We start from the raw sequence: 21,048 nt of genomic DNA, 5'->3' as shown, positions 1-21,048 counted from the left end.
TTTGAGCATTCATTTCAAATTGAATGAGTAATCAGGAGGCAAGAAACAGGATGTCATTCCAGAGCGGAGTCGAGGAATTGGCTAGAGAGACAGTGCAATCGTGGTGTGACAAAAGTAGGATGAGCGAATCAGCACATTTTCAAATTTTCAAATCATAACATTAATCCGCTTCAGAAAAATGCACAACCTTCAGTTTTTTATTTTTCCGCAGGTAATTCTGGATAATATGCTGCGTGTCCTGGTCATCTTTCATTGGCGTGATAATAGATCTCACAATCTCAATATTACCAATCTGATGGTTCAGGTTAAAATATCCCATTCCTTTAAACTCGCCATCTTCAATTAAGAGGACACTTTTTTCGTCCACATCGCGGCCGCGGTCAATAATCATCAAATTCTTACTTTCATAAGAATATTTGTTGATAAGTTCCCTCGCCCTTTCATTATATTCAGTTGCAGCTTCCTCTTCTATACAAGCCCCCCAGCAATCTTTAATGCTGTGCTTAAAGCAATTTCCGGTGCCTTTGTCCAGCCCCGAAAGCCGTTCGCATAATTGATATTCTTCCACCCAGTTGGCCAGCAAAGTTCTTGCCTGCCGCAGGTTGGTAAAAGTGGTGATATTTTCGCGGCCATTAGCCCGGCCAATCCTTAAATTAATGTAGCCGTTATCATCGGTATAATGGTATAAGGCATGGCTGAAAATGTGCTTTCTCAGGGCCTTATTGTACTTTGGTTTATTTTGTTTGATTTCCTGATTTTCCTTGAGCAGGGCGATAAGTTCATTGCCACAGGCCTCATAAGAAACCGAAGCAACCTCTTTTTGCATTTCCTTCGCTTTATGATGGTCGTTGGTGAAATGCTGATTTACACGTTTCCTGATGTTTTTGCTTTTTCCGATATAGATAATTTCCCCGTGCTCATTATGCAGGTAATAAACGCCTGTAGTGGCAGGTAATTCTTCCAGAAGGTAAACAAGTTTTGTATCGAGGTTACGTTTTGGCTCGAGTTTTACGTGGTCTTTAAGAATATCTTTTTCTACGTCTTTGGCCAGCAACATCTTAAAAAGTTTTACCGTTGCCTGCGCATCTCCGCTGGCACGATGCCTGTCGCTTAGCGGAATTCCAAGGGAACGTACTAATTTTCCCAAACTGTAGGAGGGAAGCCCCGGAATAAGTTTTTTAGAAAGTTCTACGGTACAAAGGGATTTTCGCTCGTATTCAAAACCAAGCCTGCGGAATTCTGTTCTTAAAATTCTGTAATCAAATTTGGCATTATGCGCCACCAGAATACAATCTGAAGTGATTTCAACAATTCGCTTCGCTACTTCGTAAAACTTTGGCGCATTGCGAAGCATTTCATTATTAATTCCCGTTAATCCTACTACAAAAGGTTGTATGGGTTGCTCGGGATTTACCAGGCTAATAAACTGATCTACAACCTTATGTCCGTCAAATTTGTAAACGGCAATTTCGGTTACTCCTTCTTCATTATACTTTCCGCCTGTGGTTTCTATGTCTAAAACTGCGTACAAATATCTTTTTCTGTTTAATTATAATTTCGTTCCCCAAAAATACTACTTCCAATCCTTACCATTGTAGACCCGCAGTCTACCGCAATTTTATAATCGCCGCTCATTCCCATGGATAGTTCTTGTATTGAGGGATACTGTTCTTTAAAGTCGTCAAAAATAGCTTTTAATTTCAAAAATTCAGATTTTACCTGACTTTCATCTTCGGTAAAAGTAGCCATTCCCATAAGCCCGACCACCTCTGCATTTTCCATTTTCTTATAAACTTCGGAATTTAAAATCTCCCCGGCTTCTTCCCTGGAAATCCCGAATTTTGAATCTTCTTCGGCAATTTTGATCTGAAGCAGGCATTTTATGGTGCGATCTTCATTTTTCGCCCTTTTGTTAATCTCTTTCAGTAACTTTAAGCTATCTACCGCATGAATCAGGCCAACAAAAGGCGCCATGTATTTTACCTTGTTCCGTTGCACATGGCCAACCATATGCCACTCGATATCTTTGGGCAGTTTTTCCCATTTATCGGTCATTTCCTGGATTTTATTCTCACCAAAAATCCGTTGCCCGGCTTCATAAGCTTCCATAAGATCTTCGTTTGGCTTGGTCTTGGAAATCGCCACTAGCTTCACATTTTCGGGTAATTCGCTTTTATATTTCTTTATATTTTCTGAAATTTCCATAGTCAAAACTCGTAAATTGTCAAACCGCTTCGCAGTTTAGGTTCAATATAAGTACTTTTTGGCGGCATCGTCAAATTTTCTTCTGCAATTTGCTTTATTTCGGTGATTCCGGGAGGGAGCATTGCGAAGCCCACGGCAAATTTTCCGCTATCAACCTGCCGCTTAATTTCCACATTATTGTCCTTTCCTGGGAAGTAGGAAATCCGCTTGTCGTTTCTAAGATCCTTAATTCCCAGGATCGGTTTCAGTATATTGTCATAAAGGATCACCGCATCAAGTTTGCTTCGGGAATCCTCCGTTTGGTAACCGGTTTTCTTTAGCTGAAGGGAATAGAATTGGCCATCAAGGTACATGCTGAATTCATGCTTTTCTGCCGGCACAAAAATTTTCTCTTCGTAATTTTTTATGCTGAAGTTTTTCTTCAGAAGAAAAAGAAACTCTTCTTTAGAATGTGAATTAAGATCTGAAATAAGTCTGCTGAAGCCGTCAATTTTCAGATTCTTTTCCGGAATAATGTAACTCAAAAAGTAATTGTAAGGCTCCTTTCCGGTGTGGTTTGGATTGTTTGCCCGGCTTTCTTGTGCAAAAAGGGTAGAAGAGGCACTGCGGTGATGCCCATCTGCAATATATAGGCTACCGATACTTGCAAATTCTGACCTTAGACTTTCTGCAGTTTCAGGATTAGAAATTTTCCATAGATAGTGCTTTTCCGAGTCGGTAGTTGTAAATTCATATTCTGCAGTAGTAGCTGTAGTTTCTGAGATAATGCTTTCAATCGTAGTATTATCGGGAAAAGTAAGTAAAACAGGTTCAGCATTAAAGCCAACTACTTTCAGGTATTCTTTAAAAAGGATTTCGCGGTGCACAATGGTATCTTCATGCTTCTTGATGATGTTTTTGTCATAATCTTCGGCACTGGCCGCAGCTATAATTCCGCAGCAGCTATTGTGCGGAGTTTCAATTTTATAAACGTAGTAAAATGGCTTTTTGTCTTTAATAAAAGTGCCGTCTTGCTTGTATTGCAAAAAGCGTTCTTTAATCATTTTAAACCGACTCTCACCTACATTTTGATCCTGAAGTTCATATTCCGGATTGATAATGTGCAAAAATGAATAGGGATTATTTTCCAGCTGGGCGGCAATTTCTGCTTTGCTGTAATCCTGATAGGAGCGGGAAACTACCAGTCCTGCTTTAGCTTTCGCCGGGCGTACGGCTTTAAAAGGAAGAATTTCTGCCAAGATTTGTGTGTAGAGTTAAAAAGTTAATGAATTAAAAGTGAAAAAGACCCCTCCGACCTTCGGCCACCTCCCCTTGAAAAAGGGGAGGAGCGTTTTTGGAGGAAAATATTCCTCCATGCCTGCGGCATTAAGTTTTTAAACATGAGGTCGAAAATTGCCGTTTTTGGACTGTCTTCTTGAAGTATGTAGACCTCATAGGTTTCTAAGACCTGTGAGGTCTGATTCCATACTAATACTGGGCTTAGACAGAATATCGAAAATTGCCATTTTCGGCCTCTCATTAAGAACTGAACTGCGGGGAAACTTTTTCGGCTTTTTTATTTTCAGCATAATCATAAAAACCTTCTCCGGACTTTACTCCGAATTTTCCAGCTCTTACCATATTCACCAATAACGGACACGGAGCATACTTCGGATTTTTGAATCCGTTATGCATCACTTCGAGGATAGAAAGACAAACATCCAGACCAATAAAGTCGGCTAACTGAAGCGGCCCCATAGGATGCGCCATTCCCAGCTTCATTACCGTATCGATTTCGTAAACGCCGGCAACGCCGTTGTAAAGCGTTTTTATAGCTTCGTTAATCATGGGCATTAAAATCCTGTTCGCCACAAAACCGGGATAATCATTCACTTCCACAGGAACTTTATTCAGTTTTTCAGAAAGTTCCATCACACTTTTCGTCACTTTATCGCTGGTGCTATAGCCACGTATAATCTCCACCAGTTTCATCACCGGCACCGGATTCATAAAATGCATCCCAATCACCCTTTCAGGATTGGAAACTACAGAAGCAATATGTGTTATTGAAATTGAAGAAGTGTTGGAAGTAAGGATGGTATCCTTAGAACAATTACTGTCCAGTTGCTTAAAAATCTTCAGCTTCAGGTCCTGGTTTTCGGTAGCTGCTTCTACCACAAGATCTACGTTTTTTACTCCTGAAGGAATATCGATCTGTTGCGTAATATTGCCAAGCGTTTCCTCTTTTTGTGCTTCGGAAATCTTTTCCTTCGCCACCATTCGGTCCAAATTTTTGGCAATGGTATCCATTCCCCGCTGAAGGTTTTCTTTTGAAACATCTATCAACTGAACTTTATATCCGAACTGCGCGAAAGTATGGGCGATGCCGTTGCCCATTGTTCCCGCACCTATTACTGCTATATTCTTCATATTAAATATTTTAAATTCTGAATTTTAAATTTTGTACTCCAAAAAACCACCCCGACCTACGGCCACTCCTCCTTAAAAAAGGAGGGGAGCATTAATTTTCCTCACCGGGCAATGAGTTTAAAATTATTAGTTCCCACTTCGTGCTTCTAACATTAAAGTACTTTTTTTCATCGTTTAAAAGTTACTCTGTACTTTTTTTAAAAACCACGAACTCCGAACTCCGAACCAAGAACCAAGAACTCCGAACCAAGAACCACGAACCAAGAACTCCAAACCGTCAAAACCCTGCAATAACCTGATTTGCTACTTTTAAAGCACGTGCACCTTGCTCCAACGTTACCACTGGCTCTTTGTCGTTAACTATCGCATCTGCAAAAGTCTCCAGTTCCTGCAAAATCGCATTATTTGGTGCAACAGAAGGATTGTCGAAATATATTTGTTTCTTAACTCCTTCAGCATTTTGCAGGATCATGGCATAATCGTCTGGATTTTCAGGAACATCCTTCATTTTTACTACTTCACATTTCTTCTCCAGAAAATCTACAGAAATATATGCATCCCGCTGAAAGAACCTCGATTTCCTCATATTCTTAAGCGAAATCCTACTCGCAGTTAAATTTGCAACGCAGCCGTTTTCAAATTCTATCCGAGCATTTGCAATATCGGGAGTATCACTAATTACCGAAACTCCGCTTGCACTAATACTTTTAACTTCAGATTTTACCACACTCAAAATAGCATCTATATCGTGGATCATTAAATCCAGCACCACAGGAACATCTGTCCCGCGAGGATTAAATTCGGCTAAACGGTGCGCCTCGATAAACATGGGATTTTCAATACGGGAAACCACAGCCTGGAAGGCAGGGTTAAACCGTTCTACATGGCCTACCTGACCTTTTACATGGTGCTTTTCAGCAAGATTTATAAGTTCCTGAGCTTCTTCAAAGGTGTTGGTAATAGGTTTTTCGATAAAAAGATGCTTTCCTGCGGAAATAACTTTTTTCGCCACTTCAAAATGAGAAAGGGTAGGGGTGACCACGTCTACAACTTCAGCTTCTTGAATTAAATCATCCAGATTGCTGAATTTTTTATAACCGAATTCCTCTTCAATTTTAGCTGCATTTTCTTCATTTGCATCAAAGAAACCTATAAGTTGAAATTTTTCGGATTGGTTGAGAAGTTTCAAATGGATTTTCCCCAGGTGACCGGCACCCAGAACGCCTACTTTTAGCATAGTCTTCAGGATTTACTCGATAATCGAGATTTTAATGCTCCGAGGCTTGCCTCGAAATCGAAAATTATTTCTTCTTAATGCTTCGTGGGCTTACCTCAAAGCAGTTTACCACAAAAATAGTATTTTGAGAATAAATACTTTAAAAGATTCTGCTATAATCCCTGGGTAATTTGTTTGTATTCAATGCCGATATTTGCCTAATTTTATACTTCAAAACTTTTAGAAATTGCACAAAGACAACTACAGACATAAAGGAAAAAGGCAGCAACTGGTAGAAATAGTGAAACGAAAAGGGGTTACCGATAAGAAAGTGCTTGGGGCTATTGGTAAAATTCCGAGGCATTTGTTTATGGACAGTAGTTTTGAGGACCATGCTTACCAGGACAAAGCTTTTCCCATAGCGGCAGATCAAACTATTTCGCAGCCTTATACGGTGGCTTTCCAAACAGAACTTCTGGAGCTTTCTAAAAATGATTCCGTGCTGGAAATTGGAACCGGAAGTGGCTACCAGACCGCTGTTCTGTGTGAACTTGGTGCAAAAGTCTACAGTATTGAAAGACAACACGAACTTTATAAAAAGACAAAAAACTTCCTGGAAAAAATTGGTTATCGTCCTAAACAATTAAGTTTTGGTGATGGTTACAAAGGATGGCCGGAATATGCTCCTTTTGATAAAATTATAGTTACTGCCGGTGCGCCGTATTTACCAAAAACACTCTTAGGGCAACTGAAAGTAGGAGGGAAGATGGTTATCCCAATTGGAAAAGGTGTACAGGTGATGACCTTATTTACCAGGAAATCTGATACTGAATTCGATAAAAAAGAGTATGGCGATTTTAGGTTTGTGCCATTGCTGGAGGATAAGAACTGAGTTAGTTCGCAGTTTGTTGTTCGTAGTTCGTAGAGGTTAGTCAGAAACTATAAATAGCCATCAGCTTATTGAAGTGTGCTTTGACAGGCTAAGCCTAACACCAAACGCTAAACGGCTTTGATAAAAAAAAGCCCCACTTTCGTGAGGCTTAAATCTTTACAAATTTCAGTTTGCTATTCCGAAGCTGTGGCTTTATCTACTACAAGTCTTTCATCGCGGTTTGCAATTTCCCATGCAGTAAGAAAAACTAACTTTGCACGTTTGGCCAGTGCGTCATATTCGATCTTATCTGGTGTATCGGTAATTTTGTGATAATCTTCGTGAACGCCGTTAAAATAGAAAATAATAGGAATATTATTCTTTGCGAAGTTGTAATGGTCACTTCTGTAATAGAATCTGTTAGGATCGTTCTCGTCGTTATAAGTGTAATCCAGATCCAGGTTCATGTACTCTTCGTTTACCTCTTCACTTAGCTCATGCAAATCTGTACTTAATTTATCGCTCCCAATTAAGTAAATGTAATTGTCATTTCCTTTATGCTCGGGATCTATCCTTCCAATCATATCTATATTAAGATTGGCAACAGTGTTTTCCAGAGGGAAAATGGGGTGGTCTGTGTAATATTTAGAACCAACAAGTCCTTTTTCTTCACCTGTTACATTCAAAAAAAGTATAGAACGTTTTGGCGTATAGCCGTCTTTTTTAGCTTCAGCAAAAGCTTCAGCAATTTCCAGGATACCAACTGTGCCTGAACCATCGTCATCTGCACCATTAAAAACGTTTCCTTCGTCATCCATTCCAACGTGGTCATAATGAGAAGAAATTACCAGTAATTCCTCAGGTTTTTCGCTGCCTTTAAAGTAGGCCACTACATTTTCAGTGTCTTTAACATCTCCACGGAAGACGCTGGAAGGGACTTCCTGAAAATAATCACCGTCGCCCATTGGGGCGGGAATATCCAGTTTTTCATATTCGTTTTTAAGGTATTCGGCAGCCTTTTTCTGTCCCGGTTCACCGGTTTCGCGGCCTTCAAACTCGTCGCTGGCAAAGGTGAAAAGATGCTCTCGTAACTCTTTGGTAGTTATGGTATTTGCATAATCCATGGGATTAGCGTTTTCTACACTTTTAAACTGCGTACCGCAGGCAAGAAAATTCACGCTAAGCGCGAGTAAAAATAATTTCTTCATAAAAAATAATTTGTGGTTTGGGTGCGGCAAGATAGCCGTTTTCGGGATTATTTCCTTCAGATTTCGTGCCGAAAATGATCCCGAGCCGGAGTTCTACCTATTTTAGTGCATTTTGAATGGCTTCTTTGGCCAACGGTTCCATAACATCATAACCGGCACTTGTGGGATGCACGCCATCTTCAGCATATGCTGTTTGCATGCCTTCTTTTTCATTTTTCAGCGCAGAGAAATAATCTAAATAAACATGTCCGTTTTCCTGAGCATAATTTTGAAGCCACTTGTTAATTTTGGCAATTTTCGACACAGGTTCAAGGCCGGGGCGCCAGGGATAATCGTAAACCGGAAGAATGGAACTCAGTATCACTTTAATTCCGTTAGCTTCGGCAAGCTGGGCCATTGCTTTAATATTATCTGTAATCATTTTGACTGAAGAAAATCCGGTGTTACCGGCAATATCATTGGTTCCGGCCAGGATTACAACGGCTTCGGGTTTAAGTTCCACAACATCTGGCATAAAACGGATAAGCATTTGCGGAGTAGTTTGCCCGCTAATTCCCCTTCCGGCGTAATTATTTTCTGAAAAAAATTGCGGGTGCATATTCACCCAACCCTCGGTAATCGAGTTTCCCATAAAGACTACTTTGGGATAATTGCCATTTTTCACGATGCTCTTATTGGCCTCCCGGTACTTTTTTAAATTCGCCCAATCCTGACTCATAAGTTCTTTGTATTCTTCTTTTTGCGCAAACAGGCTAAAGCCAATTAGCAGCAGGATAAATGTAGAAAATAGTTGTTTTTTCATTGGTTGAGGTTATTAATTTATTCTGAAAATGATTTAAACTCAAATTTTACTTTAAGAGTTTGAAGAATATTTGGTCCTCATTATGACTTCAATTTTATCTATTCTAACAGAAAAACAGTACTAAAAATTCCGTTCCAGATGCAATTTTCTCTGATAAAGATAGCAGAAACTGAAAAAGCACAAGAAGTTTTTGATTGCAGATTTAAAACACTCTGAAAGTTACTAATCTTAAATGGCGGAAAAGCAGGAAAACCCCGCTTTTTAAGGCGGGGCTTTATATTTGGCAATTTTCGACCTTTAGTAGGAAGATACGCTTCCTGATCCTGAAGTTTTAAAATCTTCTTTTTCAGGATTTCCTTTATAAGAAATATCACCAGAGCCCGAGACTCTCGCGGTTAGTTTTTCCGAAGCATTGACCATTACATCCCCTGATCCTGAAACACTTGCATCTACATATTTTGCTCTTAGATCGTAGGCTTCAAAATCTCCCGAACCTGTGACGTTACATTTAAAATTGTTTGCAGTTCCTTTAAAATTGATGTCGCCAGAGCCCGTAATTGTACCTTTTAAATGGTTTACATTTAGTTCAAGGTTTACATCTCCAGATCCTGTTACACTTGCGCTAAAACTGTCAGATTTAATTTTGTCGCGGGTGAGGATATCTCCGGAACCCGTTAAGGAGACACCTTCAAGATCCTTAAAAGGAACAGTAATTTTAATCTCATTATTCCCTGAAGGAGCTATCTGAACACCTTTTTGAACTGAAATTTTGAGTTTTCCGCCAGATACTTCAGTAATAATATATTCCTGAAGGTTACTTTCGGCTTCTACTTCTAACCGGCCTTCTGTTCCTGCCATAAGTTCCACAGTCATAAATCCCACCAGTTGCACTTCATCATAATCTGAAGTGGAGCGGTTATCGGTAACAACTTTTCCGTTTCCTTTTACCTTTTCATTTCCCCACCATTGCGCATTGGCAGATGTGAAGCTTAAAATGAATGTTGCTGCTAATAGAAATACTTTTTTCATAATTGGATGGTTTTTATTTGATTATTGTCTGTTAAAGGAAACGCTGCCGTAACTTGTAGAGATATTCACGGTGTTGCCGCTATTATTGGATAAGTGGTAGCCCTGGAAACTCTTACTTGTACCAGATTCATTTCTTTTATTTACCTCAAAAGCGTCTATTCCTTTTACGTCACCATAAGAAGTTTTGATAGTAAAATCGAAGGCTTGTGCGGCATCATAGCCTATTTTTACTCCGGTGTAATCGGTATCAATATTCACTTCTCTTGTGCCTTGTACAAGTTTTTCTATGGAAGCAGAGCCGTAGTCAAGATCCAGGACCAGGGAAGTAAAGACCCTCCCGATTTTTGTACTTAAATAATCCCCGTTACCGGAAAGTTCCCTTACTTTTTCTATAGTGATGCTTCCGTAGTCGCAGTTAAAGGTAGCGTTTTCAACTTTTAAGATCTTTGAGTTGGTGTAATCTGCATTTATGTCCAGTTTTTCTGCTTCTTCGATGATATAATCTGAATAATCTGCATTGATCTCTGCATTTTTCACGTAGCCTATGTGGCTGTTCCGGGTATAATCAAAATTGAGATCATTGGAGCTGCCCCTTAATTCACCAATATCGATCTTCCCGTAGTCACAGGAGATTTTGGAGTTTCCTAAAAGCCTGTCAATATAAATTCCGCCGTAATCATTATTAAGATCCACATTATTTCTTGCCGGCGCTTTTATCACGTAGTTCACTTCCATATTTACGTTAGTACTGCCGCTGAAAAGCTGGTCCCACCAGGACCTGTCTTCCCTGGAAAAATGTGTTTTTGCCATTACTCCTGAAGAATTCTGACTGAATTCGATGTTGATATCATCAAGTTTTCTTTTTACAGTTTCTTCATCGTTACCGTTGGTTTTGATAAAAACCTCAATAACAACCCGGTTCTCGTTCCAGGTAGAAATATCAATATTTCCGTAGCTGTTGTTCACCGTAAGGTTGGAGGTTGCCGAGACTTTAAATTCTTTGGAAATCTTTTTGCTTTTGGTGTGTTTACCGTTAAAGTCGTTGTTGCAAAAGCTCACGGCCGGGGCAAGAAGCACCAGTAACAGCAGTTTATATAATGTTATTTTCATGATTGGTGTTTTTTATAAGTTTTATTTCCTCAATTTGGGTTAGAACGGTGTTGAGTAAATCTATGCGTTGCTGGAAATTATTGATCATAGCGTGGATCACCCGGTTATCTTTTCCGCTATTTAAAAGGTCTTTTTTCAGTTTTGCGTATTCTGTATCCAGCTTTTCCATCTGTGTAAGCGCATCTTGAACGATAGCTTCAGTTTCCGGGGATTTCTCTTCCTGAACTTCCTTTAGTTCACTTTCAATAAGAGAAGTGTAAAATTCCTGTGTTTGCTTCATTTCGGGAGAAACACTAGCGAGATCTCCTGATTTTCCTATGGCTTCGGAATTAAAAAACGTTCCGCCCAGGAATACCAACAGTGCAAGTCCTGCAGCAATTCCCGCCAGGGGCACCCATAAGCTTCTCTTCCTGGTTTTCTTTTTTGCTGAAGGATGTTCTTTATCCTGAAGCTTTTGAAAAAACCGTTCTCGATGTCCTTTTTCGGGTTCTGAGTTGTCAAAGTTTAAATCCTTGAACAGCTCATCCAGGTTATCATTCTTCATGGTTCATCAATTTTTTACGAAGGCTTTCTTTAGCCCTGGAAATTGTAGTTCTGCAGTTAGCATAACTTATATCCATAATTTCACAAATTTCGTCATAATCGTAACCTTCAATTAAGTGCAGCGTGAGGCACATTCTGTAATTTTCTTTTAATAAATTCAGTTTAGACAATAGCATCCTTACTTTTTCATTGGTGTTCTCTTCATTAACTATGTAGCCTTCAGAATCATCAATTTCATTTTTTAACTCATCATTATAGCTTACTTCTTCATATTTCCTTTTCCTGTTGTAGACACTTACACATTTGTTCACCACAATTTTCTTTAACCACGCTCCAAAAGTAGATTCGCCCTTAAAGCTTTCAATTTTGGTAAAGGCATTAAGAAACGCCTCCTGCATAATATCTTCCGCTTCAGCAGAATGTTTTACGATGCGCAAAGCAGTATTGTACATCGCCTTATAGTAGCGATCGTAAATTTGCATTTGCGCCCGCTGGTCTCCCTTACGGCAAGCGGCAACAAGATCATTAATATGTGTGATGGTTGGTGTCAAAAAAACTCTGTTAACTATAATAAAGATAGGCCTGTTTACATTTTGTTACACTTTCAATAAAATTAAATTAAATAAAAGCATGGCACAGGAATTGAAATAAGGTTTAAGAATTGAAGCCCCTGCATGTAAACTCTTGTAAATAAAGGGCTGGGGCATAATGAAATCTTATTACAAATAACAAGCTGTAGTGACAGTTTGACCTAAAATAAATTATGGCTAATCAAAAATTTACTAATCTTGACAGTTTGTCATTGCAAGGTATAGATGAAGATGCAGAGTTAATACCTTTGATGACTCCTGAAGATGAAGAAGAAATAAACAGGGAAGACCTTCCCGAATCTTTGCCAATTTTACCTCTGCGGAATACCGTATTGTTCCCCGGCGTAGTAATACCAATTACTGCAGGAAGGGATGCTTCTATTAAGTTGATTAATGAAGCAAATAATGGAAGTAAAATTATTGGGGTAGTATCACAAAAGGATGAAGAAGTTGAAAATCCTTCGGTAAAAGATATTAACCAGATTGGTGTTGTGGCCAGGATCCTTAGGGTACTTAAGATGCCCGATGGAAATACGACCGTGATTATCCAGGGGAAAAAGCGTTTTAAAATTTCTGAAATAGTTAATGAAGATCCTTATCTCACTGCAAATATAGAAGAAGTGCCAGAAGCACGCCCTGCAGTAGATAATGAAGAATTTTCGGCTATTACAGAATCAATTAAAGAACTGGCCCTGCAAATTGTTAAGGGAAGCCCCAACATTCCTTCTGAAGCTTCTTTTGCGATTAAAAACATAGAAAGTTCTTCATTCCTTATCAATTTTGTTTCTGCTAATATGAACCTTACGGTAGAAGAGAAGCAGAAGCTGTTAGAAACCAATGATTTAAAAGATAGGGCTTTGTCTACCTTAAGATATATGAATGTGGAGTTTCAGAAGCTGGAGCTTAAAAACGACATCCAGTCTAAGGTGCAGAGTGATATGAGCCAGCAGCAGCGCGAATATTTTCTTCATCAGCAAATGAAAACCATTCAGGAAGAACTGGGCGGAGTTTCACATGAAGATGAAATTGAGGAAATGCGCATCAGGTCCAAAAAGAAGAAATGGGATGAGGATGTACAAACGCATTTTGAAAAGGAGCTTTCCAAGATGCAGCGCATGAATCCGCAGGTTGCAGAATATTCTATCCAACGAAATTACCTGGATTTATACCTGGATTTACCATGGAACGAATTCAGTAAAGATAAATTCGACCTTAAGCGTGCTAAGAAAATCCTGGACCGCGACCATTATGGGCTGGATGACGTAAAACGCAGAATCATAGAGTACCTGGCGGTACTGAAGCTGAGAAACGATATGAAGTCGCCTATTCTCTGTCTTTACGGACCTCCCGGAGTTGGTAAAACTTCTCTTGGGAAGTCTGTCGCAGAGGCTTTAGGTAGGGAATATGTACGTATTTCTCTTGGAGGGCTTCGTGACGAAGCAGAAATAAGAGGGCACCGTAAGACATATATAGGTGCAATGCCGGGAAGGATAATTCAGAGTTTGAAAAAAGCCGGAACCAGCAACCCCGTTTTTGTTCTTGATGAGATTGATAAGCTAAGCATTGGGAATGCAGGAGATCCTTCTTCAGCTTTACTGGAAGTGCTCGACCCTGAGCAGAACAGCGAGTTTCACGATAATTTCCTTGAGATGGGCTACGATCTTTCTAAGGTAATGTTTATTGCGACAAGTAATACCTTACAAACCATCCAGCCTGCCCTGCGTGACCGTATGGAAATTATTAACGTTACCGGTTATACGATAGAGGAGAAGGTAGAGATTGCAAAAAGACATTTGTTGCCTAAGCAGCTGGAAGAGCATGGGATGACCAAAGACCATATAAAAATTGGCAAATCCCAGTTAGAGAAAATTGTGGAAGGCTATACGCGCGAATCTGGTGTACGGGGTCTGGAAAAGCAAATTGCCAAGATGGTTCGTCATGGTGCCAAAAGCATCGCGATGGAAGAAGAGTATAACATAAAGGTAACCGATGAAGATATTATTGAAGTACTAGGCAGCCCAAAAATGCAGCGGGATAAATACGAAAATAATGATGTTGCAGGCGTGGTTACAGGATTAGCCTGGACCCAGGTTGGCGGTGATATTTTGTTTATAGAATCTATACTTTCTAAAGGAAAAGGTAATTTGAATATTACCGGAAACCTGGGGAAAGTAATGAAGGAGTCGGCCACTATTGCCATGGAATATATAAAAGCCAATGCCGAACAGTTGGGAATAATTCCTTCAATTTTCGATCAATATAATGTGCATATCCACGTGCCCGAAGGAGCAACTCCCAAGGACGGTCCAAGTGCCGGTATCACTATGCTAACATCTCTGGTATCTTTATTTACACAGAGGAAAGTGAAGAAAAGTATTGCGATGACTGGAGAAATCACCTTACGAGGTAAAGTACTTCCGGTTGGGGGGATAAAAGAGAAAATTCTTGCAGCTAAACGGGCAAGAGTAAAAGAAATTATTCTTTGTGAAGAGAACGAGCGTGATATTAAAGAAATAAAAGAAGATTATCTTAAAGGTCTTAAATTTCATTATGTGCGGGATATGAGCGAGGTGATAGATATTGCCATTACAAAGCAAAAGGTTACAAACGCCAAGAAATTGTAGTCAGGAAAAATTACGGATTACACCTTAAAGCCTCCAAAAAGTTCTTAACTTAATGGAGGCTTTTCTTTGCTGATAAATTAGGGAGTTACAAGGTCTAATGCTTAATTTTGCAGTTTTCGTACTTATAAAAAAACAATGGATAAAAAGATCACTATAGCTATCGACGGATTTTCTTCTACAGGAAAAAGTACCGTAGCAAAACAACTGGCAAAAGAACTGGGATATGTATATGTAGATACGGGGGCAATGTATCGCGCGGTTACATTATATGTAATGCGCCATCTTTTCGTGACAGAGACCAATTTTGATGTTGAAGCTATTCTAAGACATCTTCCTTTTATTTCTTTAAAGTTTATTTTTGATGAAAAGCTGGGTTATGGAGAAATCTATCTGAATAAAGAAAACGTGGAAAAGGAAATCCGATTAATGGAAGTATCACGCAACGTAAGCCGGGTCGCTACGATTTCAAAAGTAAGGGAAATGCTGGTTAAACAGCAGCAGGAAATGGGCAAGAATAAAGGTGTTGTAATGGACGGCCGCGATATTGGTACGGTGGTTTTTCCAGATGCCGATTTAAAACTTTTTATGACGGCCTCTACACAAACACGTGCAGAAAGACGTTATAAGGAATTGTGTGGGCGTGGTAACGAGGTGGAATTTAATGAGGTGCTGGAGAATGTAAAAGAGCGGGATTACCTGGATTCTACAAGAGAGGATTCACCGCTTATAAAGGCCAAAGATGCGATTGAGATTGATAATTCGGAGTTGACTTTAGAAGAACAATTTGAAAAAGTTGTAAAACTGGCCAGAGATAAAATAGCTGAAAAAGATTAAATGATTTTAATTGCAGAAGATCAGGTTTTTACCTGAAACTTCTGCAGGGTAAATTCTTTTTCAGGATAATTGAAATATTTAAATATAAGTCGTATTTTTGCACTCCTTTTTGGCAATTATCCGGAAGAACAAAAAGGGCTGAAAATCAAATACTAAAATCACTTCTGTGTTTTTAAATTGCAGAATTTCTTCCGAAGAAACACGGGATACAAATATTATTATCAGCAATGGCTGAAGAAACAAAAAATCAAGAAACTCAGGAAGAATCTAACGCACCTGAAGTTCAGGAAGTAGCAGGAATGGCTACAGATTCACAACCAGAACCTGTTGTTCAACAACAAAATCCTGAGCAATTCCTAAAAGAATTCAACTGGCATAATTATGAAGAGGGAATAGACCCAATTGATGACCAGAAGCTGGAAGAATTCGAGAAACTGGTAGAAGAGAATTTCGTAGATACACTTAATGATGAGGTTGTTACGGGAACTGTGATTAACATTACAGATCGTGATGCGATTATCGATATCAACGCGAAAAGTGAAGGAGTTATTTCTTTAAATGAATTCCGTTACAATCCAGATTTAAAAGAAGGAGACGCTGTTGAGGTTTTAATTGATGTTCGTGAAGACGCAACAGGACAATTAATCCTTTCTCACCGTAAAGCTCGTGTAATTAAGGCTTGGGAGCGTGTAAACAAAGCGCATGATGAAGGTCTTATTGTAAACGGTTTTGTAAAATGTCGTACCAAAGGTGGTATGATTGTAGACGTATTTGGAATTGAGGCGTTCTTGCCAGGTTCTCAGATAGACGTTAAGCCAATTCGTGACTACGATGCTTATGTAGGTAAAACAATGGAATTTAAGGTTGTGAAAATAAACCACGAATTCAAAAACGTTGTTGTTTCTCATAAAGCGCTTATTGAAGCCGATATTGAAGAGCAGAAGAAAGAAATCATCGGTCAGCTTGAAAAAGGTCAGGTACTTGAAGGTACTGTTAAAAACATCACTTCTTACGGAGTATTTGTTGACCTTGGAGGTGTTGACGGACTTGTACATATCACCGATCTTAGCTGGTCAAGAATCAACCATCCAAACGAGATTGTTGAGCTAGACCAGAAACTTAACGTGGTAATTCTTGACTTTGATGAAGCTAAGACAAGAATCCAGTTAGGTCTTAAGCAGTTGAGTCAGCATCCTTGGGAAGCACTTGACAATGAGCTTAAAGTTGGAGATAAAGTAAAAGGTAAAGTAGTTGTAATCGCAGATTACGGTGCATTTATCGAAGTTGCTGAAGGTGTTGAAGGTCTTATCCACGTTTCTGAAATGTCTTGGAGTACTCACTTACGCTCTGCTCAGGATTTCGTAAATGTTGGAGATGAGGTTGAAGCTCAAATCCTTACTTTAGACAGGGAAGACCGTAAAATGTCCCTTGGTATTAAGCAATTGACTCCAGACCCATGGACAGATATTACTTCTAAATATCCTGTAGGTTCAAGACATTCTGGTATTGTACGTAACTTCACCAACTTTGGTGTGTTCGTAGAGCTTGAAGAAGGAATCGACGGATTGATTTATATCTCTGATCTTTCATGGACCAAGAAAATCAAACACCCATCAGAATTCACTAATGTAGGTGATACTCTGGAAGTGGTTGTATTGGAACTTGATGTTGACGGGCGTAAACTAAGTTTAGGTCACAAACAAATCGAGAGCAATCCATGGGATAAATACGAAGAAGAATTTGCTGTAGGAACTACTCATACTGCTGAAATTTCTGAAATCGTAGACAAAGGTGCTACTATCGACTTTAATGAAGATATTACCGCTTTTGTTCCACAGAGACATCTTGAAAAAGAAGATGGTAACAAACTGAAGAAAGGCGAATCTGCAGAATTCCAGATCATTGAATTCAATAAAGAATTCAAGAGGGTGGTAGCGTCTCACGCTGCTGTTCACAGAGAGGAAGAGCAGAAGATCGTTAAGCAGGCCGCCAAGAAAGCTGCCGCGCAAAACAGCTCAAACACCACTATTGGTGATGTTAATGCAGATCTTCAGGCATTGAAAGACAAAATGGAAGGAAAATAATCCTGATATTTTTATAAAATGAAAAGCTCCTTGGGAAACCAGGGAGCTTTTTTTATATCTAATAATTTGTATTGAAAAATTCTAAGGTCATCTAAAAGGATGCAGCTCAAAATTTGCCAATTTTGGTGCCTCATACCTTTGTAAGCCAGAGCCTGTCGAAGGCCATGACAAAAAAGTGTTGTTCTGAAAGTTAACGGAAAGATTTAAACGATCTTGTGAAAAAGTCAATGCCGAAAATTGCCAATTTTCGCACCTCATTGCGTTTTTTCTCGAGTTAACTGGTCTAATAAATACTCAGTAAGTGTTTCACAGAAATGCGGGGATTTGAGGCTATTTCAGAAAAAAGTTAATGCCGAAAATTGCCAATTTTCGTACCTCATTTCGGAGCAGGATCAAAAAACAGATTGTTCTTCAGAAAAAATTATGCTGAAGTTTCCTGCCATACCTTTTCTAGTACTTCCAAAAAGGTATCTGAAGCCTGAGCGCCTGAAACTGCATATTTATTATTGAAAACGAAGAAAGGAACACCTCTTACTCCAATTCTCTGGGCCTGTAGTTCATCTTCTTTTACCGCAGCAGCAAAATTTGAAGAATTTAAGGCTTCTCTTGCTTCAGTTTCGGCTATACCAAGAGATTTGGCTATTTCAACAAGCAAGTTTTTATCATCAATATTCTTTGCTTCTTTAAAATGTGCTTCAAAAAGAGCTTCTTCCATTTGATTTGCTAAATGCCTGGATTTTGCCAATTGGATAAGTAGATGGGCATTATAAGAATTTGCGACTACCGAGTTTTCCAAATCCATTTCCAGTCCGTTTTCAGAAGCCAATTTTTGTGCACCGGCGAACATTTCCTTTGCCTGTTCCGCAGAAATATTTTTAGCCTTTGCAAGGTACTCCAGAGTAGAAATCTCCGGATTCGTCTCGATATTCGCATCAAGCTGAAAGCTGTGCCATTCAATTGCTACATTTTCTTTATACTGGAATTTCTTCAAAGCGTTCTCAAACCTATGCTTTCCGATGTAACAAAAAGGGCATCGAACATCGGACCATATATCTACCTGAATCATAACTTTTGTTTTGTTCAATATAGCATTTTTGTCCCGATTTTTATCCTATCTAAAATAGCACAGGTAAACTGCTTCGGGGCAAGCCCACGAAGCATTAAAATCTCGATTATCGAGTAAAAATTAGCTTTCCTCAAGTATTTTCCGAAGGCCTTCAATAGAAATAGGTTTTACGAGATAATTTGTAACCCTGTTGTAGGATTTAGCCCTGTTGATATCCTCTGGGTCTATAGAGGAAGTAACGATATATATGGTGATCTCATGTTCAGTAGGAATTTGGGTGAACTCATCCAAGAACTGCCAGCCATCCATAATAGGCATGTTGAGATCGAGCAGAATAATATCCGGTAATTTTTCTTTGGCAAGAATGATGGATTTTAGGCCATTAATGGCTTCTTCACCGTTATGGTAAACCATAAAACTATTACAAAAGTCAGCAAACTGCATGATTTTTTTTGCGCCAAATACAAAAATAGGATCATCATCAATTATACAGGCGAGATCAATTTTCTTCATATTTTAAATATAACTTAAATGTTGTTCCTTTACCAACTTCACTTTCTACTTCTATTTTTCCGCCAATGGCCTCAACCTGGTTCTTTGTAATAAAAAGTCCGATTCCCCGGGCATCTTTGTGGTGATGAAAAGTTTTGTACATACCAAAAAGTTTGCTTCCGTATTTTTGAAGGTTTATTCCTAAGCCATTGTCTTCAATATTAAGAACTATAAAATTCTCCTCTTTACTTGCTGAAAGATTTATATAACTCTCCCTCTCTGGAGACCTGTATTTGATTCCGTTAGTAAGAAAATTAAGAAGAATGCTTTCGATATAAGCTGGAATTCCGAGGATTTCCCAGTCAGCGTTTACATCGTTTACTATCTTTAGATTTACTTCTTTGGAAAGCGCAGAAACGTTTTTAGTAGCTTTATTTACGGCGTTGTTGAGATTAATAGGATGTAAATTTTCAGCCACTTTAGTGTTCATTAGAACAACTTCATTAAGGTGCGCGACGGTTTCTTTTAAATTTTCTGAAGCCGTTCCCAGTAACTGTAGTATTTCATTCCCGGCTGCCTCCGGATGGTCCTGTTTATAAAGATCCAGTAACATCCCGAAGTTTCCGGAGTGGGAACGCAGGTTGTGCGAAACGATGTGAGCGAAATTCCGGAGACGCTGGTTTTGATCCTTTGTGACATCCAGTAAGGATTTAATTTCCTGCTCAACTTTCTTAATTTCGCTAATATCTGCAGCCACGCCAAGGTAACCAATAATTTCATCTTTATCCCGTATGGCTGTAAAAGTGAGCTGGACTGGAAACTGTGTGCCATCTTTCTTTACATAGGTCCATTCCCGGGTATCGTACTCGCCTCTTTTGGCCAGAGCGGCAAAAATTTCCCATCCTCTGATTTTTTGATCAAAATGTGCGCTGAGTTCTTTGCTTATTTCCTCTATTTCTTCCGGAAGATGAATAAAGAGAAGGGATTTTTTTCCTTCCATATCCTCTCTGGAGTATCCTAATAAATTTTCGGCTCCACGATTAAAATTGGTAATTATACCATTAGTATCGGCACTTATCACACTCACCTGGCTACTTGCTTCCAAAATTCCACTTAATTGGGCTAATGCTTGCTGTAATTTTTGTTCAGCATTTTTTCTTCTGGTAATATTGGTAATATGAGAGACGAAATAAAGCGGATTGCCTTTATTATTTCTTACAATTGAAACTGAAAGTATGATATTTACCGGGTAGCCTTCTTTATGGATATACCTTTTCTCCATTTGATAACCATTGCTTTTCCCCAAAACCAGGTGCTGTAAATGCTCCAGATCTTTGTTTAAGTCTTCTGGATGAGTAATATCCTGAAATGTTAAATTTATAAGTTCATCCTGCGTATAACCCACAATATCGCAAAGGCTTTCATTTACTTCTATCCATTCTCCCTGAAGCCCTACAATAGCCATCCCAATGGCGGCATTTTCAAAATTTCCACGGAAGGTTTGTTCGCTTATTCTCAGCTTGTCCTCGGTCTCTTTTCTCGAGGTGATATCGTGCAAAGCCACAACGGCGCCATGGACGTTTCCTTCATGATCTGTTAATTGTGAGCCATTGATGCTCACCATCCTGAAATTGCCGTTATGTTGCTTGATCATTATTTCTTCGTTTTCAACTTTACCTGACCACAATGTTTTTAAAAGCGGAGTCTCCTCTTCTTTTAAAACAGCACTCCCATCGGGCTTAAATAATCCGTAGTATTCAGGATATTCTGAAGTAGGGATATTTTTGAGGGGAATGCCGTGCAACTTTTTTGTAGCCTTGTTGAAGGAAGTAAGTCTTCCATCCTTGTCACAGGAAATAATGCCTACCTCTACGTTGTCCAGGATAGTTTGCATGAGCACCTGTTTTTCCAGATTTTCCTTTTCAGCCGATTTCAAGGCAGTAATATTGTTGGTATACATAAGAA

18 protein-coding genes are annotated in these 21,048 nt (G+C 39.2%); 4 read left to right on the top strand and 14 right to left on the bottom strand.

The annotated features are described in order from the left end of the window. Positions 1–160: 160 nt before the first annotated feature. From RM529_RS11375 to RM529_RS11355, 5 genes are all read right to left on the bottom strand, one after another. Positions 161–1,531: an exonuclease domain-containing protein gene (locus RM529_RS11375; RefSeq protein WP_311484920.1), complete on the bottom strand. Its 1,371-nt coding sequence runs from the start codon at positions 1,529–1,531 to the stop codon at positions 161–163. A gap of 14 nt (positions 1,532–1,545) precedes the next feature. Next, positions 1,546–2,205, bottom strand: coding sequence for a YggS family pyridoxal phosphate-dependent enzyme (locus RM529_RS11370; protein ID WP_311484919.1), 660 nt, complete (start codon positions 2,203–2,205; stop codon positions 1,546–1,548). A 2-nt stretch (positions 2,206–2,207) separates the two neighbouring features. Continuing rightward, entirely contained in the window at positions 2,208–3,443 is a 1,236-nt protein-coding gene (locus tag RM529_RS11365) for a DUF1015 domain-containing protein (RefSeq protein ID WP_311484918.1), read from the bottom strand. Positions 3,444–3,723: 280 nt separating this feature from the next. Then, positions 3,724–4,614 (bottom strand): 3-hydroxyacyl-CoA dehydrogenase family protein, encoded by an 891-nt coding sequence (locus RM529_RS11360; RefSeq protein WP_311484917.1) that lies wholly within the window; start codon positions 4,612–4,614, stop codon positions 3,724–3,726. A 277-nt stretch (positions 4,615–4,891) separates the two neighbouring features. Further along, entirely contained in the window at positions 4,892–5,851 is a 960-nt protein-coding gene (locus RM529_RS11355) for a Gfo/Idh/MocA family protein (protein WP_311484916.1), read from the bottom strand. A gap of 226 nt (positions 5,852–6,077) precedes the next feature. Between RM529_RS11355 and RM529_RS11350 the strand changes: the two genes are divergently transcribed. Further along, a complete protein-coding gene (locus RM529_RS11350; RefSeq protein ID WP_311484915.1) occupies positions 6,078–6,722 on the top strand; it encodes a protein-L-isoaspartate(D-aspartate) O-methyltransferase in 645 nt (214 codons plus the stop codon). A 173-nt stretch (positions 6,723–6,895) separates the two neighbouring features. On the opposite strand, the gene RM529_RS11345 is transcribed toward RM529_RS11350, so the two are convergent. From RM529_RS11345 to RM529_RS11320, 6 genes are all read right to left on the bottom strand, one after another. Then, positions 6,896–7,909 carry a M28 family metallopeptidase gene (locus tag RM529_RS11345; protein ID WP_311484914.1) on the bottom strand — a complete coding sequence of 338 codons (1,014 nt, stop codon included), beginning with the start codon at positions 7,907–7,909 and terminating at the stop codon, positions 6,896–6,898. Positions 7,910–8,006: 97 nt separating this feature from the next. Further along, complete coding sequence (locus tag RM529_RS11340; RefSeq protein ID WP_311484913.1) at positions 8,007–8,711, bottom strand: SGNH/GDSL hydrolase family protein; 705 nt, start codon at positions 8,709–8,711, stop codon at positions 8,007–8,009. A gap of 297 nt (positions 8,712–9,008) precedes the next feature. Then, positions 9,009–9,740 (bottom strand): head GIN domain-containing protein, encoded by a 732-nt coding sequence (locus RM529_RS11335; RefSeq protein ID WP_311484912.1) that lies wholly within the window; start codon positions 9,738–9,740, stop codon positions 9,009–9,011. A 21-nt stretch (positions 9,741–9,761) separates the two neighbouring features. Further along, on the bottom strand, positions 9,762–10,850 hold the full coding sequence (locus RM529_RS11330) for a DUF4097 family beta strand repeat-containing protein (RefSeq protein WP_311484911.1): 1,089 nt from the start codon (positions 10,848–10,850) through the stop codon (positions 9,762–9,764). Beyond that, on the bottom strand, positions 10,831–11,394 hold the full coding sequence (locus RM529_RS11325; protein ID WP_311484910.1) for a DUF4179 domain-containing protein: 564 nt from the start codon (positions 11,392–11,394) through the stop codon (positions 10,831–10,833). Before RM529_RS11325 ends, RM529_RS11330 begins: the two co-directional genes overlap by 20 nt. Then, entirely contained in the window at positions 11,384–11,944 is a 561-nt protein-coding gene (locus RM529_RS11320) for an RNA polymerase sigma factor (RefSeq protein ID WP_311484909.1), read from the bottom strand. The genes RM529_RS11325 and RM529_RS11320 overlap by 11 nt, the downstream gene beginning before the upstream one ends. A 212-nt stretch (positions 11,945–12,156) precedes the next feature. Between RM529_RS11320 and lon the strand changes: the two genes are divergently transcribed. From lon to rpsA, 3 genes are all read left to right on the top strand, one after another. Next, a complete protein-coding gene (gene lon, locus RM529_RS11315) occupies positions 12,157–14,607 on the top strand; it encodes an endopeptidase La (protein ID WP_311484908.1) in 2,451 nt (816 codons plus the stop codon). A gap of 135 nt (positions 14,608–14,742) precedes the next feature. Then, positions 14,743–15,441, top strand: a complete 699-nt coding sequence (gene cmk / locus RM529_RS11310; protein ID WP_311484907.1) for a (d)CMP kinase — start codon at positions 14,743–14,745, stop codon at positions 15,439–15,441. A 227-nt stretch (positions 15,442–15,668) separates the two neighbouring features. Then, positions 15,669–17,525 carry a 30S ribosomal protein S1 gene (rpsA, locus tag RM529_RS11305; RefSeq protein ID WP_311484906.1) on the top strand — a complete coding sequence of 619 codons (1,857 nt, stop codon included), beginning with the start codon at positions 15,669–15,671 and terminating at the stop codon, positions 17,523–17,525. A gap of 421 nt (positions 17,526–17,946) precedes the next feature. On the opposite strand, the gene RM529_RS11300 is transcribed toward rpsA, so the two are convergent. The 3 genes from RM529_RS11300 to RM529_RS11290 form a co-directional block, all read right to left on the bottom strand. Further along, positions 17,947–18,591 carry a DsbA family oxidoreductase gene (locus RM529_RS11300; protein ID WP_311484905.1) on the bottom strand — a complete coding sequence of 215 codons (645 nt, stop codon included), beginning with the start codon at positions 18,589–18,591 and terminating at the stop codon, positions 17,947–17,949. Between the two features lie 120 nt (positions 18,592–18,711). Beyond that, complete coding sequence (locus RM529_RS11295; protein WP_311484904.1) at positions 18,712–19,104, bottom strand: response regulator; 393 nt, start codon at positions 19,102–19,104, stop codon at positions 18,712–18,714. Next, the coding region (locus tag RM529_RS11290) for a PAS domain S-box protein (protein WP_311484903.1) at positions 19,091–21,048 on the bottom strand (1,958 nt) is incomplete at its 5' end. The genes RM529_RS11295 and RM529_RS11290, both read right to left, overlap by 14 nt.

Source organism: Autumnicola edwardsiae, from assembly GCF_031846505.1.
GTDB lineage: Bacteria > Bacteroidota > Bacteroidia > Flavobacteriales > Flavobacteriaceae > Autumnicola > Autumnicola edwardsiae.
Note: the sequence above shows the minus strand (reverse complement) of the source record. Positions and strands in the feature narration are given on the sequence as shown.

Excerpts from the sequence above, each read along its gene's own strand:
- RM529_RS11370 (WP_311484919.1), bottom strand. The coding sequence starts at position 2,205 with ATGGAAATTTCAGAAAATATAAAGAAATATAAAAGCGAATTACCCGAA.
- RM529_RS11360 (WP_311484917.1), bottom strand. The coding sequence starts at position 4,614 with ATGAAGAATATAGCAGTAATAGGTGCGGGAACAATGGGCAACGGCATC.
- RM529_RS11355 (WP_311484916.1), bottom strand. The coding sequence starts at position 5,851 with ATGCTAAAAGTAGGCGTTCTGGGTGCCGGTCACCTGGGGAAAATCCAT.
- RM529_RS11345 (WP_311484914.1), bottom strand. The coding sequence starts at position 7,909 with ATGAAGAAATTATTTTTACTCGCGCTTAGCGTGAATTTTCTTGCCTGC.
- RM529_RS11340 (WP_311484913.1), bottom strand. The coding sequence starts at position 8,711 with ATGAAAAAACAACTATTTTCTACATTTATCCTGCTGCTAATTGGCTTT.
- RM529_RS11335 (WP_311484912.1), bottom strand. The coding sequence starts at position 9,740 with ATGAAAAAAGTATTTCTATTAGCAGCAACATTCATTTTAAGCTTCACA.
- RM529_RS11330 (WP_311484911.1), bottom strand. The coding sequence starts at position 10,850 with ATGAAAATAACATTATATAAACTGCTGTTACTGGTGCTTCTTGCCCCG.
- RM529_RS11325 (WP_311484910.1), bottom strand. The coding sequence starts at position 11,394 with ATGAAGAATGATAACCTGGATGAGCTGTTCAAGGATTTAAACTTTGAC.
- lon (WP_311484908.1), top strand. The coding sequence starts at position 12,157 with ATGGCTAATCAAAAATTTACTAATCTTGACAGTTTGTCATTGCAAGGT.
- cmk (WP_311484907.1), top strand. The coding sequence starts at position 14,743 with ATGGATAAAAAGATCACTATAGCTATCGACGGATTTTCTTCTACAGGA.
- rpsA (WP_311484906.1), top strand. The coding sequence starts at position 15,669 with ATGGCTGAAGAAACAAAAAATCAAGAAACTCAGGAAGAATCTAACGCA.
- RM529_RS11300 (WP_311484905.1), bottom strand. The coding sequence starts at position 18,591 with ATGATTCAGGTAGATATATGGTCCGATGTTCGATGCCCTTTTTGTTAC.
- RM529_RS11295 (WP_311484904.1), bottom strand. The coding sequence starts at position 19,104 with ATGAAGAAAATTGATCTCGCCTGTATAATTGATGATGATCCTATTTTT.